The organism is Brenneria corticis (genome assembly GCF_003115855.1).
GTDB lineage: Bacteria > Pseudomonadota > Gammaproteobacteria > Enterobacterales > Enterobacteriaceae > Brenneria > Brenneria corticis.
In genome coordinates this window covers 71497-87241 of sequence record NZ_KZ819083.1, presented here as the reverse complement: position 1 = coordinate 87241, position 15745 = coordinate 71497, and the positions used below count along the sequence as shown (strand labels likewise).

Here is a 15745-nt window from a genome sequence, read left to right as displayed (position 1 = left end):
GACGGCGCTAGGCGCTTCACGCTTTCTTGACCGGCGCGGTCATGGAAAAAACATCGTTGGCCTGGATAAGTACGCTGGAGATCTCCTCTACCGTGATGCGTTTATCCATCGCCTGCTGGCGCAGGATTTCATAGGCCCGCTCCTCGCTGATGCCGTGTATGCGCATCAATATCGCTTTGGCTTCGCTGACCTGGCGGATCCCCAGCATCTTCTTTTCCAGGCGTTCGATGCGCTCCATCATCCGCTGCTGCTGTTGCCGGTGGTGCAGCGCCACCACCATCGAAGAGAGCAGGCCGGAAGCGCGGATCGGGGTGGTGATGGTCGCTCCGGCCCCCATGTGCAGCGCCTGATCGATAAAGGTCGGATTTTCATAGGCGATGATCGAAATCAGCGCATGTCGGGAGTGATCCAGCCAGGGAACGTCCGGTTCCGGCTGGTCCGACTGCGGGGCGAAGAAAATCAGATCGGTATCGGCGGGAAGCTGTTCCGGTATCGGCCAGAATGCCCTGACTTTGAATCCCATGCGTCGCAGATGACGGGTCAGGGTTTCACCATCTTCATCATCGGGATGCAGCACCACGCAGCGGATCCCCCGGCTGAGGAGCAGAGCGGTGGTGCTGTTGCGGGAGTCGTTACGGCGCATTGGGATACTCCACTTTTGTCAGTTTGGTGACCCAGTCTCCCTGAACCTGATTGGTCATATAAGGATCGGGCGCCACGATGCGACGGGACTCCCGCACGATGGTGAATTGCCCGGCGGCGTCGGCTTTGCCGATGCGCGGGTAAAGCCCGGTATGCTGGTTCAGCGGATCGATCCTGATCCGGCCCTGCGGGGCGTCGAATTCGCTGCCCCGCAGCGCGGAGGATAAACACGGCATGGCGTCGCTGCCGCACTCCCGCATGGCGTTGGCGAACAGGTGCATCTGGCTGTAGGTCGCTTCCCAGTTCATATCGGTGGTCAGGTTCGGGCCGAACATCTGATGAAATTTGTCCAGCGCGGCCAGGTTAGCGCGGGTTTGCAGGCTCTGGAAATAGGGCGAGGAGGTGAAGTGTCCTGCCGCCAGTTCGGCGCCCATAACGGCGATTTCGGTTTCAGAGGTATTCAGGCTGCCGATGGGCGTCCGCGCGGGATCGAGCCCCACCTCGTGATAGGCGCGGTAAAGGTAGGGCACGGTCTGGCCGATGACCGTGCTGAAGATAAAGTCCGGCTGTTTTTTGCGGATCTCTTCCAGTACCGGCAGGAAAGCCTCATACGGCGCATTGAGGTCCAGATAGCGTTCGCCGATCACCGCGCCGTCGTCCCGCTGCAACAGCAGTTCCTGCATATTGCGGTTGCATTCGTAAGGGAAAACGTAACGGGAGCCGATCATATACACTCTGGCGCCGAAATGGCTGGTCAGGTAATCCTCCAACTGGACGCAGTTCTGGTTGGGGGCCGCGCCGCCGTAAAAGATGTTCTCGGAGAATTCGAACCCTTCATAGAGCTGGGAGTAAAACAGCAGCTTCTGGTATTTCTCCACGATGGGGGACATGGCCTTGCGGCTGCTGGAGGTATAGCCGCCAAAGATCACATTGACGTGATGTTCGACGATCAGCCGTTCCGCCAGCGCCCGGAAGCGCGCGTTGTCGGAGTGCGGATCGAGATGAATGGCCTGCAGCGGACGGCCGTTGATGCCGCCGTCGAGATTGATTTCTTCGATTGCCAGGGTTGCGCCGCGCAGTTGCGATTGCTCCTGCGCGGCGGTCACGCCGCTGGACGAGTAGAGTAAACCGATGGTGATTGGTGTGGCCGACCCCATATTGACTCGCTTAATGTTGGTTGCGGAACGTGGCCCGGCGCGATTCGCCGCGATACCGGGAATCATTAATGCGCCAGCAGCGTTTTGTCGAGCATGGCGCCGACGGTGTATTTCGGGTCCACCATATTCCCCAGCCGGACTTTGCCGCACTGGCTCAGCAGCATATAGGCGTCCCACTGTTCGAAACCAAAATCCTCCACCAGCCAGTAGATAAGATCCCGGTAGGCGATGCGGGTGGCGTCTTCCAGCGGCCGGGCGCTGCCGATGCTCATGATGGAGGTATCATTTTCCATGCGCGGCCAGTTGATGGACCAGTTTTTGATCAGATCCACCCTGATGGTGGTGACGGAAGGGTATTCCACCGCCGTGCCGCAAATTTCGCCGTCGCCCTGGCAGGCGTGGGCATCGCCGATAAACAGCCGTCCGCCCGGCGAGCGCACCGGCAGATAGGTGATGCTGCCGGGACCGATATCGGGGACGTCCATATTGCCGCCGTGATTATCCGGCGTCAGCGAGTTGATGGAGTCGATTTCCGGCGACACGCTCAGGGTGCCGATATGGGGTTTGTAAGGCAGCGTGTGGCGTTTACTCCAGTAGACCTTTTCACTGTCCAGTTTGATCAGCCGCACCTTCTCCGGCAGCGGATCGTTGAGCATTGCCGTCAGGTCGGTGCCGGTCAGCCCGCCGAAATGGGGGATCATGGCGCAAATGCCGTGCGGATCGTCTCCCCTGGGCAGCATCGATTCGATATACACCGCCAGCACGTCGCCTTTTTCCGCGCCCTTGACCATAATCGGGCCGTTTTGCGGGTTGAGGAACGGCATTTTCAGCAACTGGCTGGGAATATCCCGTTCGGACTGAATAGCGCCTTCAAAAGCGTCGCGGGTATCGACAATCACCCGATCGCCGGGCTCGATGGTCAGCACCGGGGTGGAGTAGGGACCGATGGTGTAGTGAAACTCCTGCTGCATCTCTTCGGTCAGATGATGGGTAACCGGCTTACGCTGCGCGCCCACCCCGCGCTGGGTCATGATGGAATTTTCCAGCCATTGTTTCATTGTCTACTCCTGTGCGAAAAAGGGTATCGCGCCGCCTGTGCGGCGCGGGTCAGGGTCACAGCGCCAGATGGCGGCGCATCAGCAGATCGTCGGACAGTTGCCGCTGGTCCAGGGTGTCGACCACCCGGCCTTTATCCATCACGCAGCAGCGCTGGGTGGCGCGCTGGATCATGGCGATATCCTGTTCCACCAGAATAACGGCGACCCGCAGCTCGCGGGCGATGCGCGTCAGCGTGTCGGCGATGATATTGACGATGGAGGGCTGTACGCCCTCCGACGGCTCATCCAGCAGCAGGACTTTCGGCGCGCCGACCAGCGCCCTGGCTATCGCCAGTTGCTGCTGCTCGCCGCCGCTCATGGTGCCCGCCTTTTGTTTCAGCCGCTGGCGCAGGATGGGGAAGTAGTCCAGCACCCGCGCCAGCAGGTCGCTGGCGAATTCCCGGTGTTCGCGCACGAACTGCATCCCCACCTGCAAATTCTCCGCCACCGTCAGCCCGGAGAACACTTCGCGCCCCTGCGGCACATAGCCGATGCCCAACCGGGCGCGGCGCTGCGGCGTGGCGTGGGTGATCTCCGTCTCTCCCAGCAGAATACGGCCCTGGCTGACGGGAACGGCGCCTATCAGCGAGCGCATCAGGGTGGTTTTCCCCACGCCGTTGAGGCCGATCACCCCCAGCACTTCCGCGGTATGCAGCTGGAAGGTGGCGCCGTTCAGCACCAGCCCGCCGCCATAGCCGCCGGTAACGTCATTAACCTGCAGTAATACGTCGTCGCTCATCCGGCTTTCCCCAAATAGATATCCGCTACATCGTCCTGGGCCAGTACCGCTTCGGCTTCGCCGTCGGCAAAGACCCGTCCCCCGTGCAGTACCGTCACCCTGGAGGCAATCTGGCGGATAAAGGTCATATCGTGCTCCACCACCACCAGCGTCAGGCCGTCCTGCCGCATCTGTTTAATCAGTTCGCCGGTCAGATGGGTTTCTTCCACCGACAGCCCGGCGACCGGCTCGTCCAGCATCAGCAGGACGGGTTGCAGCGAAACCGCCATGGCGATTTCAAGCCACTGCTTTTTCCCATGGGACAGGTTGCCGGCCAACTGGCGATATTCCCCGGTCAGATTGAAGCGTTGCAGCAAGGCATCGATACTCTCCGGCTGGTGGCGGACTTCCGGCCGCAGATGGCGCAGGGAGAGTTGCAGGTGCTGTTCGACGCTCAGATCGGGAAAAATGCCGGGGATCTGGAACTTGATGCTCATCCCCATGCGAATGCGCTGAAACGGCGACAGCGAATTAAGGCGCCGGCCGAAAAAGCGGATCTCGCCGCTGCTCGGCGCGTGCTCGCCGGTCAGCAGCTTGAAGAAGGTGCTTTTTCCCGCCCCGTTGGGACCGATGACGCAGCGGGTTTCCCCCCGGCGGATCTGCATATCCACCTGATTGATGACCTGCGCGCCGCCGAAGCGTTTGCCCAGCCCCTGCGTTTCCAGAATGATCTCTTGCGTCATCATGCGTCCTCCGCGTTGCGTTCGGACGGCGTCAGCCGGCGTATCCTGTCGCCCAGCCAGGGCAGGATGCCGTTGGGGGCGGCCAACACCACAAACAGCAGGATGGCGCCCAGCAGGATCATGGCGTATTCGCTGCCGTAAACCGCCAGCCACTGGGAGAGCCAGACCAGCAGGGCGGTAATGACGATGGTGCCGAAGATATTTTTACGCCCGGCGGTGGCGACCCAGATAACCGGCATGGCCGCGGCGGTCAGCCCCATGGACGAGGGCGTGATATATGACCCCCACAGGGTGTAGAGCACGCCGGACAGCCCCGACAGCGCGCCGCCCAGCACGAAAACCAGCAACTGATAGCGGCGGATATCGATCCCCAGCATTTCCGCCCGGCGCGGATTCTCGCGGATGGAGGCCAGCGTCAGGCCGAAGTCGGAGCGTAATAAACGCCGCACGCCCCAGTAGGTCAGCGCCAGCAGTACGATAATCAGGTAATAAAAGGCGTTGCCTTCCAGCACCAGCCCGCCGGGCAGCGAGAGCGGCGGCATGCCGGACATGCCGTTGAATCCGTTCAGCCGGGCGCTGCCGATGGTCCACTGCGGCCCGGCGGTCTGCGACATAAAGGTTTCCAGCACCAGGGTGAAAGAGAGCGTGACGATGCCGATGAAAATACCGGTCACGCCGCCGTAAAACATCAGGTAACCGAGCGCGGCGGCAACGGCCGCCGCCAGCAGCAGCGCCAGCAGCAATCCCGACCAGGTGGCGAGCGCGCCGTCGCCGAAATTCAGCGTCAACACGCCGTAGGCGTAGCCGGCCAGCCCGAAAAAGGCGGTCTGGCCGAAGGAGAGGATCCCGCCGTGGCCCCACATGGCGGCCAGCCCGATGGCGCAGAAGGTCCACAGCAGGAAATAGGCGAAATCCCCGATGGTGCCGCTGTCGACGCCCAGCGGCAACAGCAGGGCGGCCAGCAGGATAAGGCCGCCGGCCCAGGGCGCCAGCGGGCGTTTTCCCGCCGGGCCGATAGATAAACGGATGGATGATGAGGTCACGGTCGGCTCCTAGCGATGACGGGTAAACAGGCTGCCTACACCGTTCGGCAGCAGGCGGATGACCAGCATGGCGGTAAGCAGCAGGCCGATTTGTCCGGCCAGTTGCCCGTACCAGGCGTTCAGCCCGGTCTGGATCGCCCCCAGCGTCATGGCGGCGGGAATGGTGCCGACCAGCACGTTGGCGCCGCCCACCACCACGGAAACAAAGGCCTGCACGATAAAGCTGCTGCCCATGGTGGGCACGGCGGTGAGCGTCGGCGCGTAGATGGCGCCCGCCAGCCCGGCCAGTCCGGCGCCCAGCGCGAAGGTCTGGGTATAGAGACGGTCGGTTTCCAGTCCCAGACAGGCCGCCATGCGGGCATTCTGGATGGTGGCCCGGGCGCAGACGCCGTAATTGGTATGGAAGAACAGCCAGTACAACAGCAGCAGGATGGCGATGGCGAACAGCGGCAACAGCGCCCGGTAGGTGGCGAAGGAGTAGCCGCCCAGCGTAAAGGAGCCAAAAGGCGTGGACAGCCCCTCCAGCGACGGACCGGCCAGCAGCAGCATGCTTTGCTGCACGATCAGGCTGATCGCCCAGGTCGCCACCACCGAGTCATACAGCCGGTGATACAGATGACGCACCACCAGCCGCTCGATCACCCCGCCGGCGAACGCGGCGGCCAGCGAACCGGCCAGCATCGCCAACGGCAGCGGCAGACCGGATTTGTTCAGTGAGATGGTGACGTAGGCGCCGCACATGATGAATTCGCCATGCGCCAGATTGATGACCCCCATCATGCCGAAGATCACCGCCAGCCCCAGCGCCGCGAGCACCAGATAGGCAAAGTTGTCTCCGAACTGATAAATCACCGAATAAAGAAAGGAGAGCATCTGCTGAGAATCCTTAGTGCCCTGCGCGACACCGTCAGAAAGGGATAACACCGGGGAAGCGCCGTGTGGCCGACGCTTCCCCGACCGTAAGCCGCCGGGTTATGGTTTGGGCGGATTAGACGGCGTGTACTGGCTGGTATCCGGTTTCACCGGCAGATTACAGCCCGCCTCGCCCAGCCAGTAAGGCTTGATATCGGGCCAGACCTTGGGGATCTCGACGGAGTGATCTTCTTTGACGTGGGCCAGATAGATGGTATGGCTCAGGTGATGGCTTTTAGGATCGATACAGACCTTGCCGGACGGGCCGTCGGTACAGATATCCCCGCTTTCCAGCGCCTTGCGTACCGCGACCTGATCGGTGCTGTTGGCGCGCTCGACCGCCAGTTTGTACAGATAGACGGCATCGTAGGCGTTGGCCGCTTCCTGATTGATGTAGGGCTCATTGGGGAATTTGGCGCGGAAGCGCTGCTTAAAGTCATTGCTGGCCGGCGTATCCACTTCCTCCATGTAATTGGCGGTAATGTACATATCTTTCAGCGCGGGCGCCTTGAAGCGTTTATGTTCGTAGGCCTGCGCCACGTTGACGGAGCTGGCCATCGGCAGATTAAGCTTTGCCGCCGCCGCCTGCTCGTAATAGGACGACTGGTTGGCGCCCACCAGCAGGGTCATCACAAAGTCGGGTTTGGCCTGCTGGATATTCTGAATGGTTTGTCCGAACTGGGAGACGCTGAGCGGGATAAACTCCTCGCCGACCATGGCGCCGCCGTTCTCTTCGACAATCTTGCGCACCCACTCCGCTGAAATCTGGCCGAAGTTATAGTCGGCGGCGATGGTGTAAACCTTGTTGCCGTATTTTTCCATCATCCAGGGGATAAGGGTGGAAAACTGCTGCTCGGGGACGGCGCCGGTCACGAAAACGTTGCTATCGCATACGCCGCCTTCATACTGGTTGTTGTACCAGTAGAGCTGTTTTTCCCGATCCATAATCGGCCGGATGGCTTCGCGCGACGCGCTGGAAAAGGCGCCGAAAATAACGTCGACCTTATCGGTGCGGATTAACCGGCGGGCCATCTGCTGAAAACGGGTATTGTCGGATTGCGTATCGTATTTTACCAATTCGATCTGGCGGCCAAGAATACCGCCCTTGGCATTGATTTCTTCGACAGCTAATTCGGTTGCATGGATCTTGGGAATAACCGGCAGAGCAAAATTACCGGAAGCATCTTCCAATAAGCCGATTTTTATCGGTTTATCCGCTGCGGCCGCCATACCTGAAAAGGTCACGGCAAAGGCGGAGGCGATCGCAAGCGTCAGCGCGGCGTAGTTACCTGTTGTTCTGGACATAAATACCCCTGGCGTTGGTCTGGAAATAAGCAAAAAAAAAGAGCCCGGCATAGTCTTAAGACCTTGCATGGGCTCTATTGCCTGCACCACAAACCGACGTCATTGGCGGTCTTGCGGAGAGTTGCCATCACTATAAAAAGCAAATCAAAGCGCTGTCAATGGCTAATTTTCCAATATAAATCATATAGTAAAAACATATGGCGTCGCACTGTCATTGAGCGCGGCTGCACAAATTTCGTGCGGTTTTCCTGGCGGCGTCGCCAGGGGGCTAACTTGTGGTTATTTATAAAATATCCCTATTCGTTTATTTTCGCCGGTGTGGTTAATGAGCATAAAAAAGGGGAGTTGTTAATAGAATGCACTGGATAAGGTGCAGCAAAATTTTTTCCATCATGGCCGGCGCTGCTACCCTGTGCCAATCGTTAAGAACTGTAAATCCGTGCAAATGGGTATTTATCTGATAGTGGCGATGAAGCATTCCCCGTATATCTTTGCCATCCGCAGCAGCGGCAAGGAAGGAGTGACTCTATGTTTAAGCCACTGTTAGTCAGTACCCTGTTGGTCGGCATGTTCGCCTTGACGCCGGCGGCAGAGGCCGGCAGCGTCAGCATTGATATCCTGCCCGGCGTGACGCTGAATATCGGCGATCGCGATCGGCGCGGTTATTACTGGGATGGCTATGACTGGCGCAGCGAGCGCTGGTGGCGGGAATACCGGGGCTATCACCGTGGCGAACGTAACCGTCACGGCTACTATTGGGATGGCTGGCGCTGGCGTGACCCCGGCTGGTGGCGTGAATATCAGCGCGGGCCGCGGCATATGGACGACCGCGGCCCGCGCCGCGATTACCGCCATGGGCGAGGTCCCGAACGCGGTCACGGTCCGGATCGCCACGGTCCCGGCCAGTTCCGGCACTGATCGGCTAAACTGGCTCCCTCCCCTGCGAAGGAAGCCTCTTGCCAGGATGCTGGATCGACTCCCTCCCCTGCGAAGGTGAGGGGTGGGGTGGGGTCGGCCGGAGATTATTTTGCCAGCTTCGCGGCGATCTCCGCCACGCGCTGACCGTACAGTTTCCCGGTGGCCAGATCGCCGGCCACCACTTCATCCACGCTGGCATCGGACGGCGTTTGCGCCAGCAGGCCGACCGAAGCGCCGAGGTTATTGATATCGTTACGCGTGGCGGCTTTGGTATTCGCCGGCAGTATGCCGAGGCTGACCCAAATCCCGCCGTGCTGCGAAGCCAGGGTTTGCAGATAGATCAGCGTAACCTGCTTGTCGCCGTTCAGGCTGGCGCTGTTGGTGAAGCCGCCGAATACTTTATCCTTCCACTTACCGGCAAACCAGGGTTTGGAGCTGGCGTCGGCGAATTTCTTGAACTGCCAGGACGGGCCGCCCATATAGGTCGGCGTGCCGAAAATAATGGCATCGGCTTCAGCCAGTTTATCCCAATCCGCTTCGGCGATATTGCCTTCCGCATCAATGGCGATCGCTTCGGCGCCGGCGCCTTGCGCAACGGCATCGGCCAGACGTTGGGTGTGGCCGTAGCCGGAATGGTAGATCACAACAGTTTTTGACATAACAAGCCTCGTGCTTTCTGTGTTTGAATGAGATGCACGCCGACATCACGACGATAAAACCTCTCATGGCGATACGTGCTTTCTTATGGATACTGCCTCTATAATATGACGACTATAGCGGAGTCTCATGATTCTGTTAAGAAAGCACTTTTAAGTTATTAGGTATCCTCAAGGTAACCGCGACGGAAGCCAGCGAATGAAAAAACCTTACAATGTTTATGCGCAGCATTGCCCGGCCCGCATGATTCTGGACCGAGTGGCGGATAAATGGACGCTACTGATTCTGAATATTCTGGTTGAGCGGCCCATGCGCTTTAACCAGTTAAAACGCGATGTGGAAGGGATCTCGCAAAAGGTCCTGTCGCAGACGCTGAAGAATCTGGTGCGCGACGGCTTTGTGGAACGCCGGGTTTTTCCCTCGGTTCCCGTCACCGTTGAATACTCATCGACGGCGCTGGGAAAAACCCTGGCCAAGCCCATTGCCGAGCTGACCTACTGGGCAGAGCAAAATATGGATCGCGTGCTGTTGTCACAGAAAAAATTCGATGAATCATCGCGCGAGCTGGACGACGCTATTTCCCGGTAATGCCCGATAATCGATGTGTCGATGCATGGCTCCTTAAATCCCCGTTGTATAATGATAGGGATGAAGCCCATGTGACGCGGTGATTATCCGTTTCACTGCATAACCGGTAACGACGAGGTAGAAAATGCTAGAACCTATTTGCCAACTGGCCCGCGATGCTGGCGCCGCCATTATGCGGGTCTATGAGGGGCATCAGCCCGTTGAGGTGGCGCATAAGAAAGATGATTCGCCGGTGACGGCGGCCGATCTGGCGGCGCATCGGGTCATTAAGGAAGGACTGGCGGCGGCATTTCCGGATATTCCGTTACTGTCTGAAGAGGATCCCCCCCTGTGGTCGGAACGTCGGCACTGGCAACGCTATTGGCTGGTCGATCCGCTGGACGGCACCAAAGAGTTCCTCAGCCGCAACGGCGAGTTTACGGTGAACATTGCGCTGATTGAAAAGGGGCAGCCGGTGCTGGGCGTGGTCTATGTCCCGGTTACCGACGTGATGTACGCCGCCGCGCAGGGGAAAGCGTGGAAAGAGGAGAAAGGAGAACGCCGGCAAATCAATGTGCATGACGCGCGTCCGCCGCTGGTGGTGGTGAGCCGTTCCCATGCGGATCAGGAGCTGAAAGATTATCTCAGCCAGTTGGGCGAGCATCAGACGGTAGCCATCGGATCGTCGCTGAAATTTTGTCTGGTGGCGGAAGGAAAGGCGCAGCTTTATCCCCGTTTTGGACCCACCAACGTGTGGGATACGGCGGCCGGCCATGCGGTTGCCATCGCCGCCGGCGCGCAGGTTCATGACTGGCAGGGAAAAGACCTGTCTTATACGCCGCGGGAATCGTTCCTCAACCCCGGCTTCCGCGTATCGCTGTTCTGAGTTTCCCTATTCTTTATTCGCCGATGGGCGCGGCTGGGGCATAACCTGCCGCGCTTCCCGCGCGGTATGCTTTCACATCCCCTTTTCTGGTTATACGCCGAGAACGCCATTGCCGACCGTCGTTATTTTGTCATCTTGGCAAAGTAAATTAGCCGCCTGTGCCGGAGCGCACAAACACCTATCTTTTGAAGGTTTATACTGATGGTAAGTTAAATGCGTAAAGACTGTTCTGTAAAAATCTGTAAAAGCAGTGAAGAATACTGATTGAGGGGGAACTAAATGCCGTTTCACGGCACTAACTATCAGTATCCGTAACGCTCTGAGCCATAGCGACTTCAGTGATGGAAAGAGCGTAGAAAAATAAAACGGGAGGAGAGTAAAAAATGATGAGGATCTTCGAACGTTACAACCCGATGAAGGTCGCCAAGTATGTGAAGACACTGTTTCGCGGACGGCTGTACATTAAAGGCGTCGGCGCTTTTGAATTCGATTACGGCAAAATTTTATTGCCGAAGACACAGGACAAGCGGCACCTGCTGGTGATGTCCGAAGTCAACCGGCAGGTTATCAGGCTACAGGCCGAGATGGGCTGACAGCACAAGCGCTAACGTGCCCCCTCCCCTGAGAACGGGGAGGGGTGGGTCAGGCCACGAAGGTTTATCGGCAAGCTCTTATTTTTTCTCATCTGTTCTGGCAGCGCCGGCGGCGGATTTATCCTCCAGACGGGTGACCAGCAGCTGATCGATTTTATAGCTATCGATATCCACCACTTCAAATTTGAAGCCGGAAAAGCGCACGAAATCGGTGCGTTTGGGGATTTTACGCAGGGTGTACATCATAAACCCGCCGATGGTTTCGTAATTGCCGGAGTGGGGGAAGTCGTCGATACATAGCGCGCGCATCACATCCTCTATCGGCGTACCGCCTTCTATCAGCCAGGAATTTTCATCGCGGGCGACGATCTGTTCTTCCTGCCCCTGACCAATCAAATCGCCCATCAGTGTGGTCATCACATCGTTGAGGGTAATGATCCCCACCACCAGCGCATACTCGTTGAGGATGACGGCGAAATCCTCCCCGGCGGTTTTAAAGCTTTCCAGCGCTTCGGAGAGGGTTAAGGTATCCGGCACGATCAGCGCCGGGCGGATCTGCACGCCGCTGTGCAGCTCCAGGCTCTGGTTGCCAAGTACCCGGATCAGCAGATCTTTGGAGTCGACATAGCCGATAATCTGATCGATGTGGCCGTCGCACACCAGGAATTTAGAGTGCGGCTGCTGGGCGATCTTCTCCTTGATTTGCGCTTCTTCTTCGTGCAGATCGAAAAACACCACGCTTTCGCGCGACGTCATGGAGGAGGGCACGGTGCGCGACTCCAGCTCAAACACGTTTTCGATCAGCTCATGTTCCTGTTTGCGCAGCACCCCCGCCAGCGCGCCGGCTTCCACCACCGCGTAGATATCGTCGGAGGTGATGTCGTCCTTACGCACCATCGGCAATTTAAGCAGCCGGAAAATCACGTTTGCCAGGCCGTTAAACAGCCATACCAGCGGACGGAAGACGAACAGACAGAAGCGCATGGGGTTGATAATGCGGATGGCAACGGCCTCAGGGGCAATCATGCCAATGCGTTTCGGCGTGAGATCGCCAAACAGGATAAACAGGCTGGTGACCAGCACGAACGAACAGACAAAGCTGACTGTGTCGGCGGCTTCCGGCGACATGAATTGCTCAAACAGCAGCGAGAAGGTCGGGGAAAAGGCGGCGTCGCCGATAACCCCGGCCAGAATGGCGACCGCGTTGACGCCTATCTGAATCACGGTAAAGAAGATCCCCGGCGTTTCCTGGAATTTCAACACCATATCGGCGTTGAGGTTCCCCTCGTCAGCCAGCAGCTTGAGTTTTATTTTACGGGACGCCGCCAGAGATATTTCGGAAAGGGCGAAAAACGCGCTGATGGCAATAAGGACGATAATAATTAGTAGACTGTTTAACATAGTATTTTCGCTTTGGCCCGGAACGGGGAAAGGCGATCCTCAGAAAGGCAAATCATTTCAAATAACGCACAAGAAGCCGTTAACAGGGCCGGGAGTCGGCCCAAATCATTTTTACCCGTCATCTTTCAAGTTGCAGATGCGTTGGCTGCCCTCACTCACCCCAGTCACTTACTTGAGTAAGCTCCTGGGGATTCACTCGGTTGCCGCGTTACGAGGCTCATGAATGAGCCTCGCCCGTAAAGGGCCAACGCTTTGCGTTGTTCAAAACGATAACGTTTTGTCCTGCACCTTGAAATCTATTGGGTATAAACGGGGCATTATAGCAGGAGCGGTGAAATTACCGCCAGATCTCAACGCTGCGGGGGCAGGCAGACGCCAATGCCGCCCAGGCCGCAGTAGCCGTACGGATTTTTATGCAGGTATTGCTGGTGTTCATCCTCCGCGTAATAGAACGGGCCGGCGGGAACGATTTCGGTGCTGATGGCGCGGTTATCGCCGCTCTCCTTCATCGCCTGCTGGAAGCGCTGGCGGCTCTCTTGCGCCGCCTGTTCCTGCTCCGGCGTCAGCGTATAGATGGCCGAGCGGTACTGGGTGCCGATATCCCCGCCCTGGCGCATCCCCTGCGCGGGATCGTGATTTTCCCAGAAGTATTGCAACAGCTGGGAATAACTGATTGCCGCAGGATCAAAGACGACGCGCACCGCTTCGGCATGGTCGGTTTTCCCGCTGCAAACTTCGCGGTAGGTGGGATTGGGGGTATAGCCCCCGGTATAGCCCGCGGCGGTGCTATAGACGCCGGGTAGCTGCCAGAAAAGGCGCTCGGCGCCCCAGAAACATCCCATGGCGAAAAGCGCCACCTCCATATTGTCCGGAACATGGGTCATCGAGTGTTCGCTAACGGCATGCAGTCTGGCGACCGGCATCGGCGTGATGCGTCCGGGCAACGCCTCGGACGGCTTGATGCGCTGTGTTTTATCCACGTTGTCTACCACTTTTGTTCTCCCGACGTCACCATCAAACTTATCTCTTCTGAGCATAACCGAGAAGTCTCGGCCTGTCTTTATCGCCCCGAACTGTTTAATGTTAAGGTTATGTATATGCGGAACGCTGCAATTTAGAATTTACAGGTTAAAATCTATAGCTAAAGGAAATTATCAATATTTCCCGCAGGCTTATGACACACCTTCATTATCGGCGACTACCTCCGTCGTCCCACGGCGGCAGGCGAGGAGGTGGCTGGGGTGTTTGCCGGCACAACGCCATGTCATAAACGGTGCTATGGATTGGATGTGACAGAACGATGCGATCAGGAAGCTAAGTGACTATTTTTACAGGACCAAAAACCAGCCTATTGGGCTTCTGCCCGCCACGTTACCCGGCCTTGGGTTTATTGTGCATACTGCTATTCCCTTTCGAGAGTTTCGCCGCCAATGTGCGTCTGCAGGTCGTCGGACTGGAAGGCGCGCTGCAAAAGAACGTACGGATACGCCTATCCACCATCGCCGTCGATGAAGTCAATGCCGACGGGCGCTTTCGCAATCGGGTCGACGACGCCATCCGGCAGGGATTACGCGCGCTGGGTTATTACGATCCGCAAATCGCTTTTGAATTCCGCCCGGCGGTCAACGGCGGACGTCCAGTGCTGATTGCCAGCGTGACGCCCGGCGAACCGGTGAAAATAGCCGATGTGAACGTGGTGCTGCGCGGCGGCTCCCGCGAGGACCAGGACTATCAGCAACTGCTGCGGGAGGGCACGCCAGAACGCGGCGCGGTGCTGAATCACGGGGACTATGACCGCTTTAAAAATTCGTTGAATAGTTTGTCCCTGCGTAAAGGGTATTTCGACGCCCATTTTCTGCAGAGCCGGTTAGGCGTCATTCAGGAAGAACGCCAGGCTTTCTGGGATATCGATTTTGACAGCGGCGAACGCTACCGTTTTGGCGAGGTTAAATTTCAGGGATCGCAAATTCGCGATGATTACCTGCAAAACCTGGTGCCGTTTGGTGACGGCGAGCCGTACAGCAGTGAAAGTCTGGGCGAATTAAACCGCCGCCTGTCCGCCACCGGCTGGTTTAACTCGGTGGTTGTCGCGCCGGATTTCAGCCAGTCGAAGGAAAGCAAAGTCCTGCCGCTGGATGCGGTGGTGACGCCGCGTACCCGCAACCGCATAGAGACCGGGGTGGGGTATGCCACCGACGTCGGGCCGCGTTTTAAAACCACCTGGAACAAGCCCTGGCTGAACTCGCGCGGACACAGTCTGGAGAGCAGCCTCAGCGTCTCCGCGCCGGAGCAGTCGCTCGATCTGAGTTACAAAATTCCTTTACTGAAGAATCCGTTAGAGCAGTATTACCTGTTGCAGGGCGGATTCAAGCGTGAAGACCTCAATGATACCAAGTCTGACTCGACCACGCTGAACGTGGCGCGTTACTGGGACTTGTCCAGCGGCTGGCAGCGGGCCGTCAATCTGCGCTGGAGCCTCGACCACTTTACGCAGGGCAGCGTGACCGACACCACCATGCTGATCTATCCCGGCGTGAGTATCAACCGCACCCGCCAGCGCGGCGGGCTGATGCCGGTATGGGGAGACACTCAGCGCTACTCTATCGATGTTTCCGACACCCTGTGGGGATCGGATATCGATTTCGCCATCTTCCAGGCGCAGAACGTGTGGATCCGCACGCTGGCGGAGAAACACCGTTTTGTCGCTCGCGGCAACCTGGGGTGGATTGAAACCAACAATTTCTCCCGCGTTCCCCCCTCGCTGCGTTTCTTCGCCGGGGGCGATCGCAGCATTCGCGGTTACAAGTACAAATCCATCTCGCCGCGCGACGGCGAAGATAAACTGATCGGGGCGTCCAAACTGGCGACCGGATCGCTGGAGTATCAGTACAACGTCAGCGGCAAGTGGTGGGGCGCGGTTTTCGTGGATTCGGGCGAGGCCGTCAACGACATCAAACAGAGCGACTTTAAAACCGGGGCGGGCGTCGGCGTGCGCTGGGCTTCGCCCATCGGTCCGGTGAAGCTCGATATCGCCACGCCGATTGGCGATGCGGAAAAAAATGACGTGCAGTTCTATATCGCATTGGGGCCTGAACTATGAGTCTGA

General features: G+C 58.1%; 16 protein-coding genes. 5 read left to right on the top strand and 11 right to left on the bottom strand.

Going from position 1 to position 15745, the window contains the following annotated elements:
• Positions 1-16: 16 nt before the first annotated feature.
• The 8 genes from DDT56_RS14795 to DDT56_RS14760 all read right to left on the bottom strand — a co-directional run bounded on the left by DDT56_RS14795 (position 17) and on the right by DDT56_RS14760 (position 7542).
• Complete coding sequence (locus tag DDT56_RS14795; RefSeq protein ID WP_136167206.1) at positions 17-643, bottom strand: ANTAR domain-containing response regulator; 627 nt, start codon at positions 641-643, stop codon at positions 17-19.
• Positions 633-1799, bottom strand: coding sequence for a transporter substrate-binding domain-containing protein (locus DDT56_RS14790; protein WP_136167205.1), 1167 nt, complete (start codon positions 1797-1799; stop codon positions 633-635). The genes DDT56_RS14795 and DDT56_RS14790 overlap by 11 nt, the downstream gene beginning before the upstream one ends.
• A 65-nt stretch (positions 1800-1864) precedes the next feature.
• Entirely contained in the window at positions 1865-2857 is a 993-nt protein-coding gene (locus DDT56_RS14785; RefSeq protein ID WP_136167204.1) for an acetamidase/formamidase family protein, read from the bottom strand.
• A gap of 55 nt (positions 2858-2912) precedes the next feature.
• Positions 2913-3635 carry an ABC transporter ATP-binding protein gene (locus DDT56_RS14780; protein WP_136167203.1) on the bottom strand — a complete coding sequence of 241 codons (723 nt, stop codon included), beginning with the start codon at positions 3633-3635 and terminating at the stop codon, positions 2913-2915.
• Entirely contained in the window at positions 3632-4360 is a 729-nt protein-coding gene (locus tag DDT56_RS14775) for an ABC transporter ATP-binding protein (RefSeq protein ID WP_136167202.1), read from the bottom strand. The genes DDT56_RS14780 and DDT56_RS14775 overlap by 4 nt, the downstream gene beginning before the upstream one ends.
• Positions 4357-5373: a branched-chain amino acid ABC transporter permease gene (locus DDT56_RS14770; RefSeq protein ID WP_417903699.1), complete on the bottom strand. Its 1017-nt coding sequence runs from the start codon at positions 5371-5373 to the stop codon at positions 4357-4359. Before DDT56_RS14770 ends, DDT56_RS14775 begins: the two co-directional genes overlap by 4 nt.
• Before the next feature lie 36 nt (positions 5374-5409).
• Complete coding sequence (locus DDT56_RS14765) at positions 5410-6273, bottom strand: ABC transporter permease subunit (protein ID WP_009111567.1); 864 nt, start codon at positions 6271-6273, stop codon at positions 5410-5412.
• 99 nt (positions 6274-6372) lie between these two features.
• Entirely contained in the window at positions 6373-7542 is a 1170-nt protein-coding gene (locus tag DDT56_RS14760; protein ID WP_210417035.1) for an urea ABC transporter substrate-binding protein, read from the bottom strand.
• Positions 7543-8145: 603 nt separating this feature from the next.
• Between DDT56_RS14760 and DDT56_RS14755 the strand changes: the two genes are divergently transcribed.
• Positions 8146-8535: a DUF2502 domain-containing protein gene (locus DDT56_RS14755; protein WP_136167199.1), complete on the top strand. Its 390-nt coding sequence runs from the start codon at positions 8146-8148 to the stop codon at positions 8533-8535.
• Positions 8536-8639: 104 nt separating this feature from the next.
• Here the strand turns inward: DDT56_RS14755 and DDT56_RS14750 are convergent, their stop codons facing one another.
• A complete protein-coding gene (locus DDT56_RS14750; RefSeq protein WP_136167198.1) occupies positions 8640-9194 on the bottom strand; it encodes a flavodoxin family protein in 555 nt (184 codons plus the stop codon).
• Between the two features lie 196 nt (positions 9195-9390).
• On the opposite strand from DDT56_RS14750, the gene DDT56_RS14745 reads away from it, so the two are divergent.
• From DDT56_RS14745 to DDT56_RS14735, 3 genes are all read left to right on the top strand, one after another.
• A complete protein-coding gene (locus DDT56_RS14745) occupies positions 9391-9780 on the top strand; it encodes a winged helix-turn-helix transcriptional regulator (protein ID WP_136167197.1) in 390 nt (129 codons plus the stop codon).
• 124 nt (positions 9781-9904) lie between these two features.
• Positions 9905-10645: a 3'(2'),5'-bisphosphate nucleotidase CysQ gene (gene cysQ / locus DDT56_RS14740; RefSeq protein ID WP_136167196.1), complete on the top strand. Its 741-nt coding sequence runs from the start codon at positions 9905-9907 to the stop codon at positions 10643-10645.
• Between the two features lie 386 nt (positions 10646-11031).
• Positions 11032-11238: a DUF1107 domain-containing protein gene (locus tag DDT56_RS14735; protein ID WP_040343657.1), complete on the top strand. Its 207-nt coding sequence runs from the start codon at positions 11032-11034 to the stop codon at positions 11236-11238.
• Positions 11239-11316: 78 nt separating this feature from the next.
• Here the strand turns inward: DDT56_RS14735 and paeA are convergent, their stop codons facing one another.
• Together paeA and msrA are read right to left on the bottom strand one after the other, a co-directional pair.
• Complete coding sequence (gene paeA, locus DDT56_RS14730; protein ID WP_136167195.1) at positions 11317-12639, bottom strand: polyamine export protein PaeA; 1323 nt, start codon at positions 12637-12639, stop codon at positions 11317-11319.
• Positions 12640-12989: 350 nt separating this feature from the next.
• Positions 12990-13676 (bottom strand): peptide-methionine (S)-S-oxide reductase MsrA, encoded by a 687-nt coding sequence (gene msrA, locus DDT56_RS14725; protein WP_136167194.1) that lies wholly within the window; start codon positions 13674-13676, stop codon positions 12990-12992.
• Between the two features lie 281 nt (positions 13677-13957).
• Between msrA and tamA the strand changes: the two genes are divergently transcribed.
• Entirely contained in the window at positions 13958-15739 is a 1782-nt protein-coding gene (tamA, locus tag DDT56_RS14720) for an autotransporter assembly complex protein TamA (RefSeq protein ID WP_417903698.1), read from the top strand.
• The last annotated feature ends 6 nt before the right edge of the window (positions 15740-15745 follow it).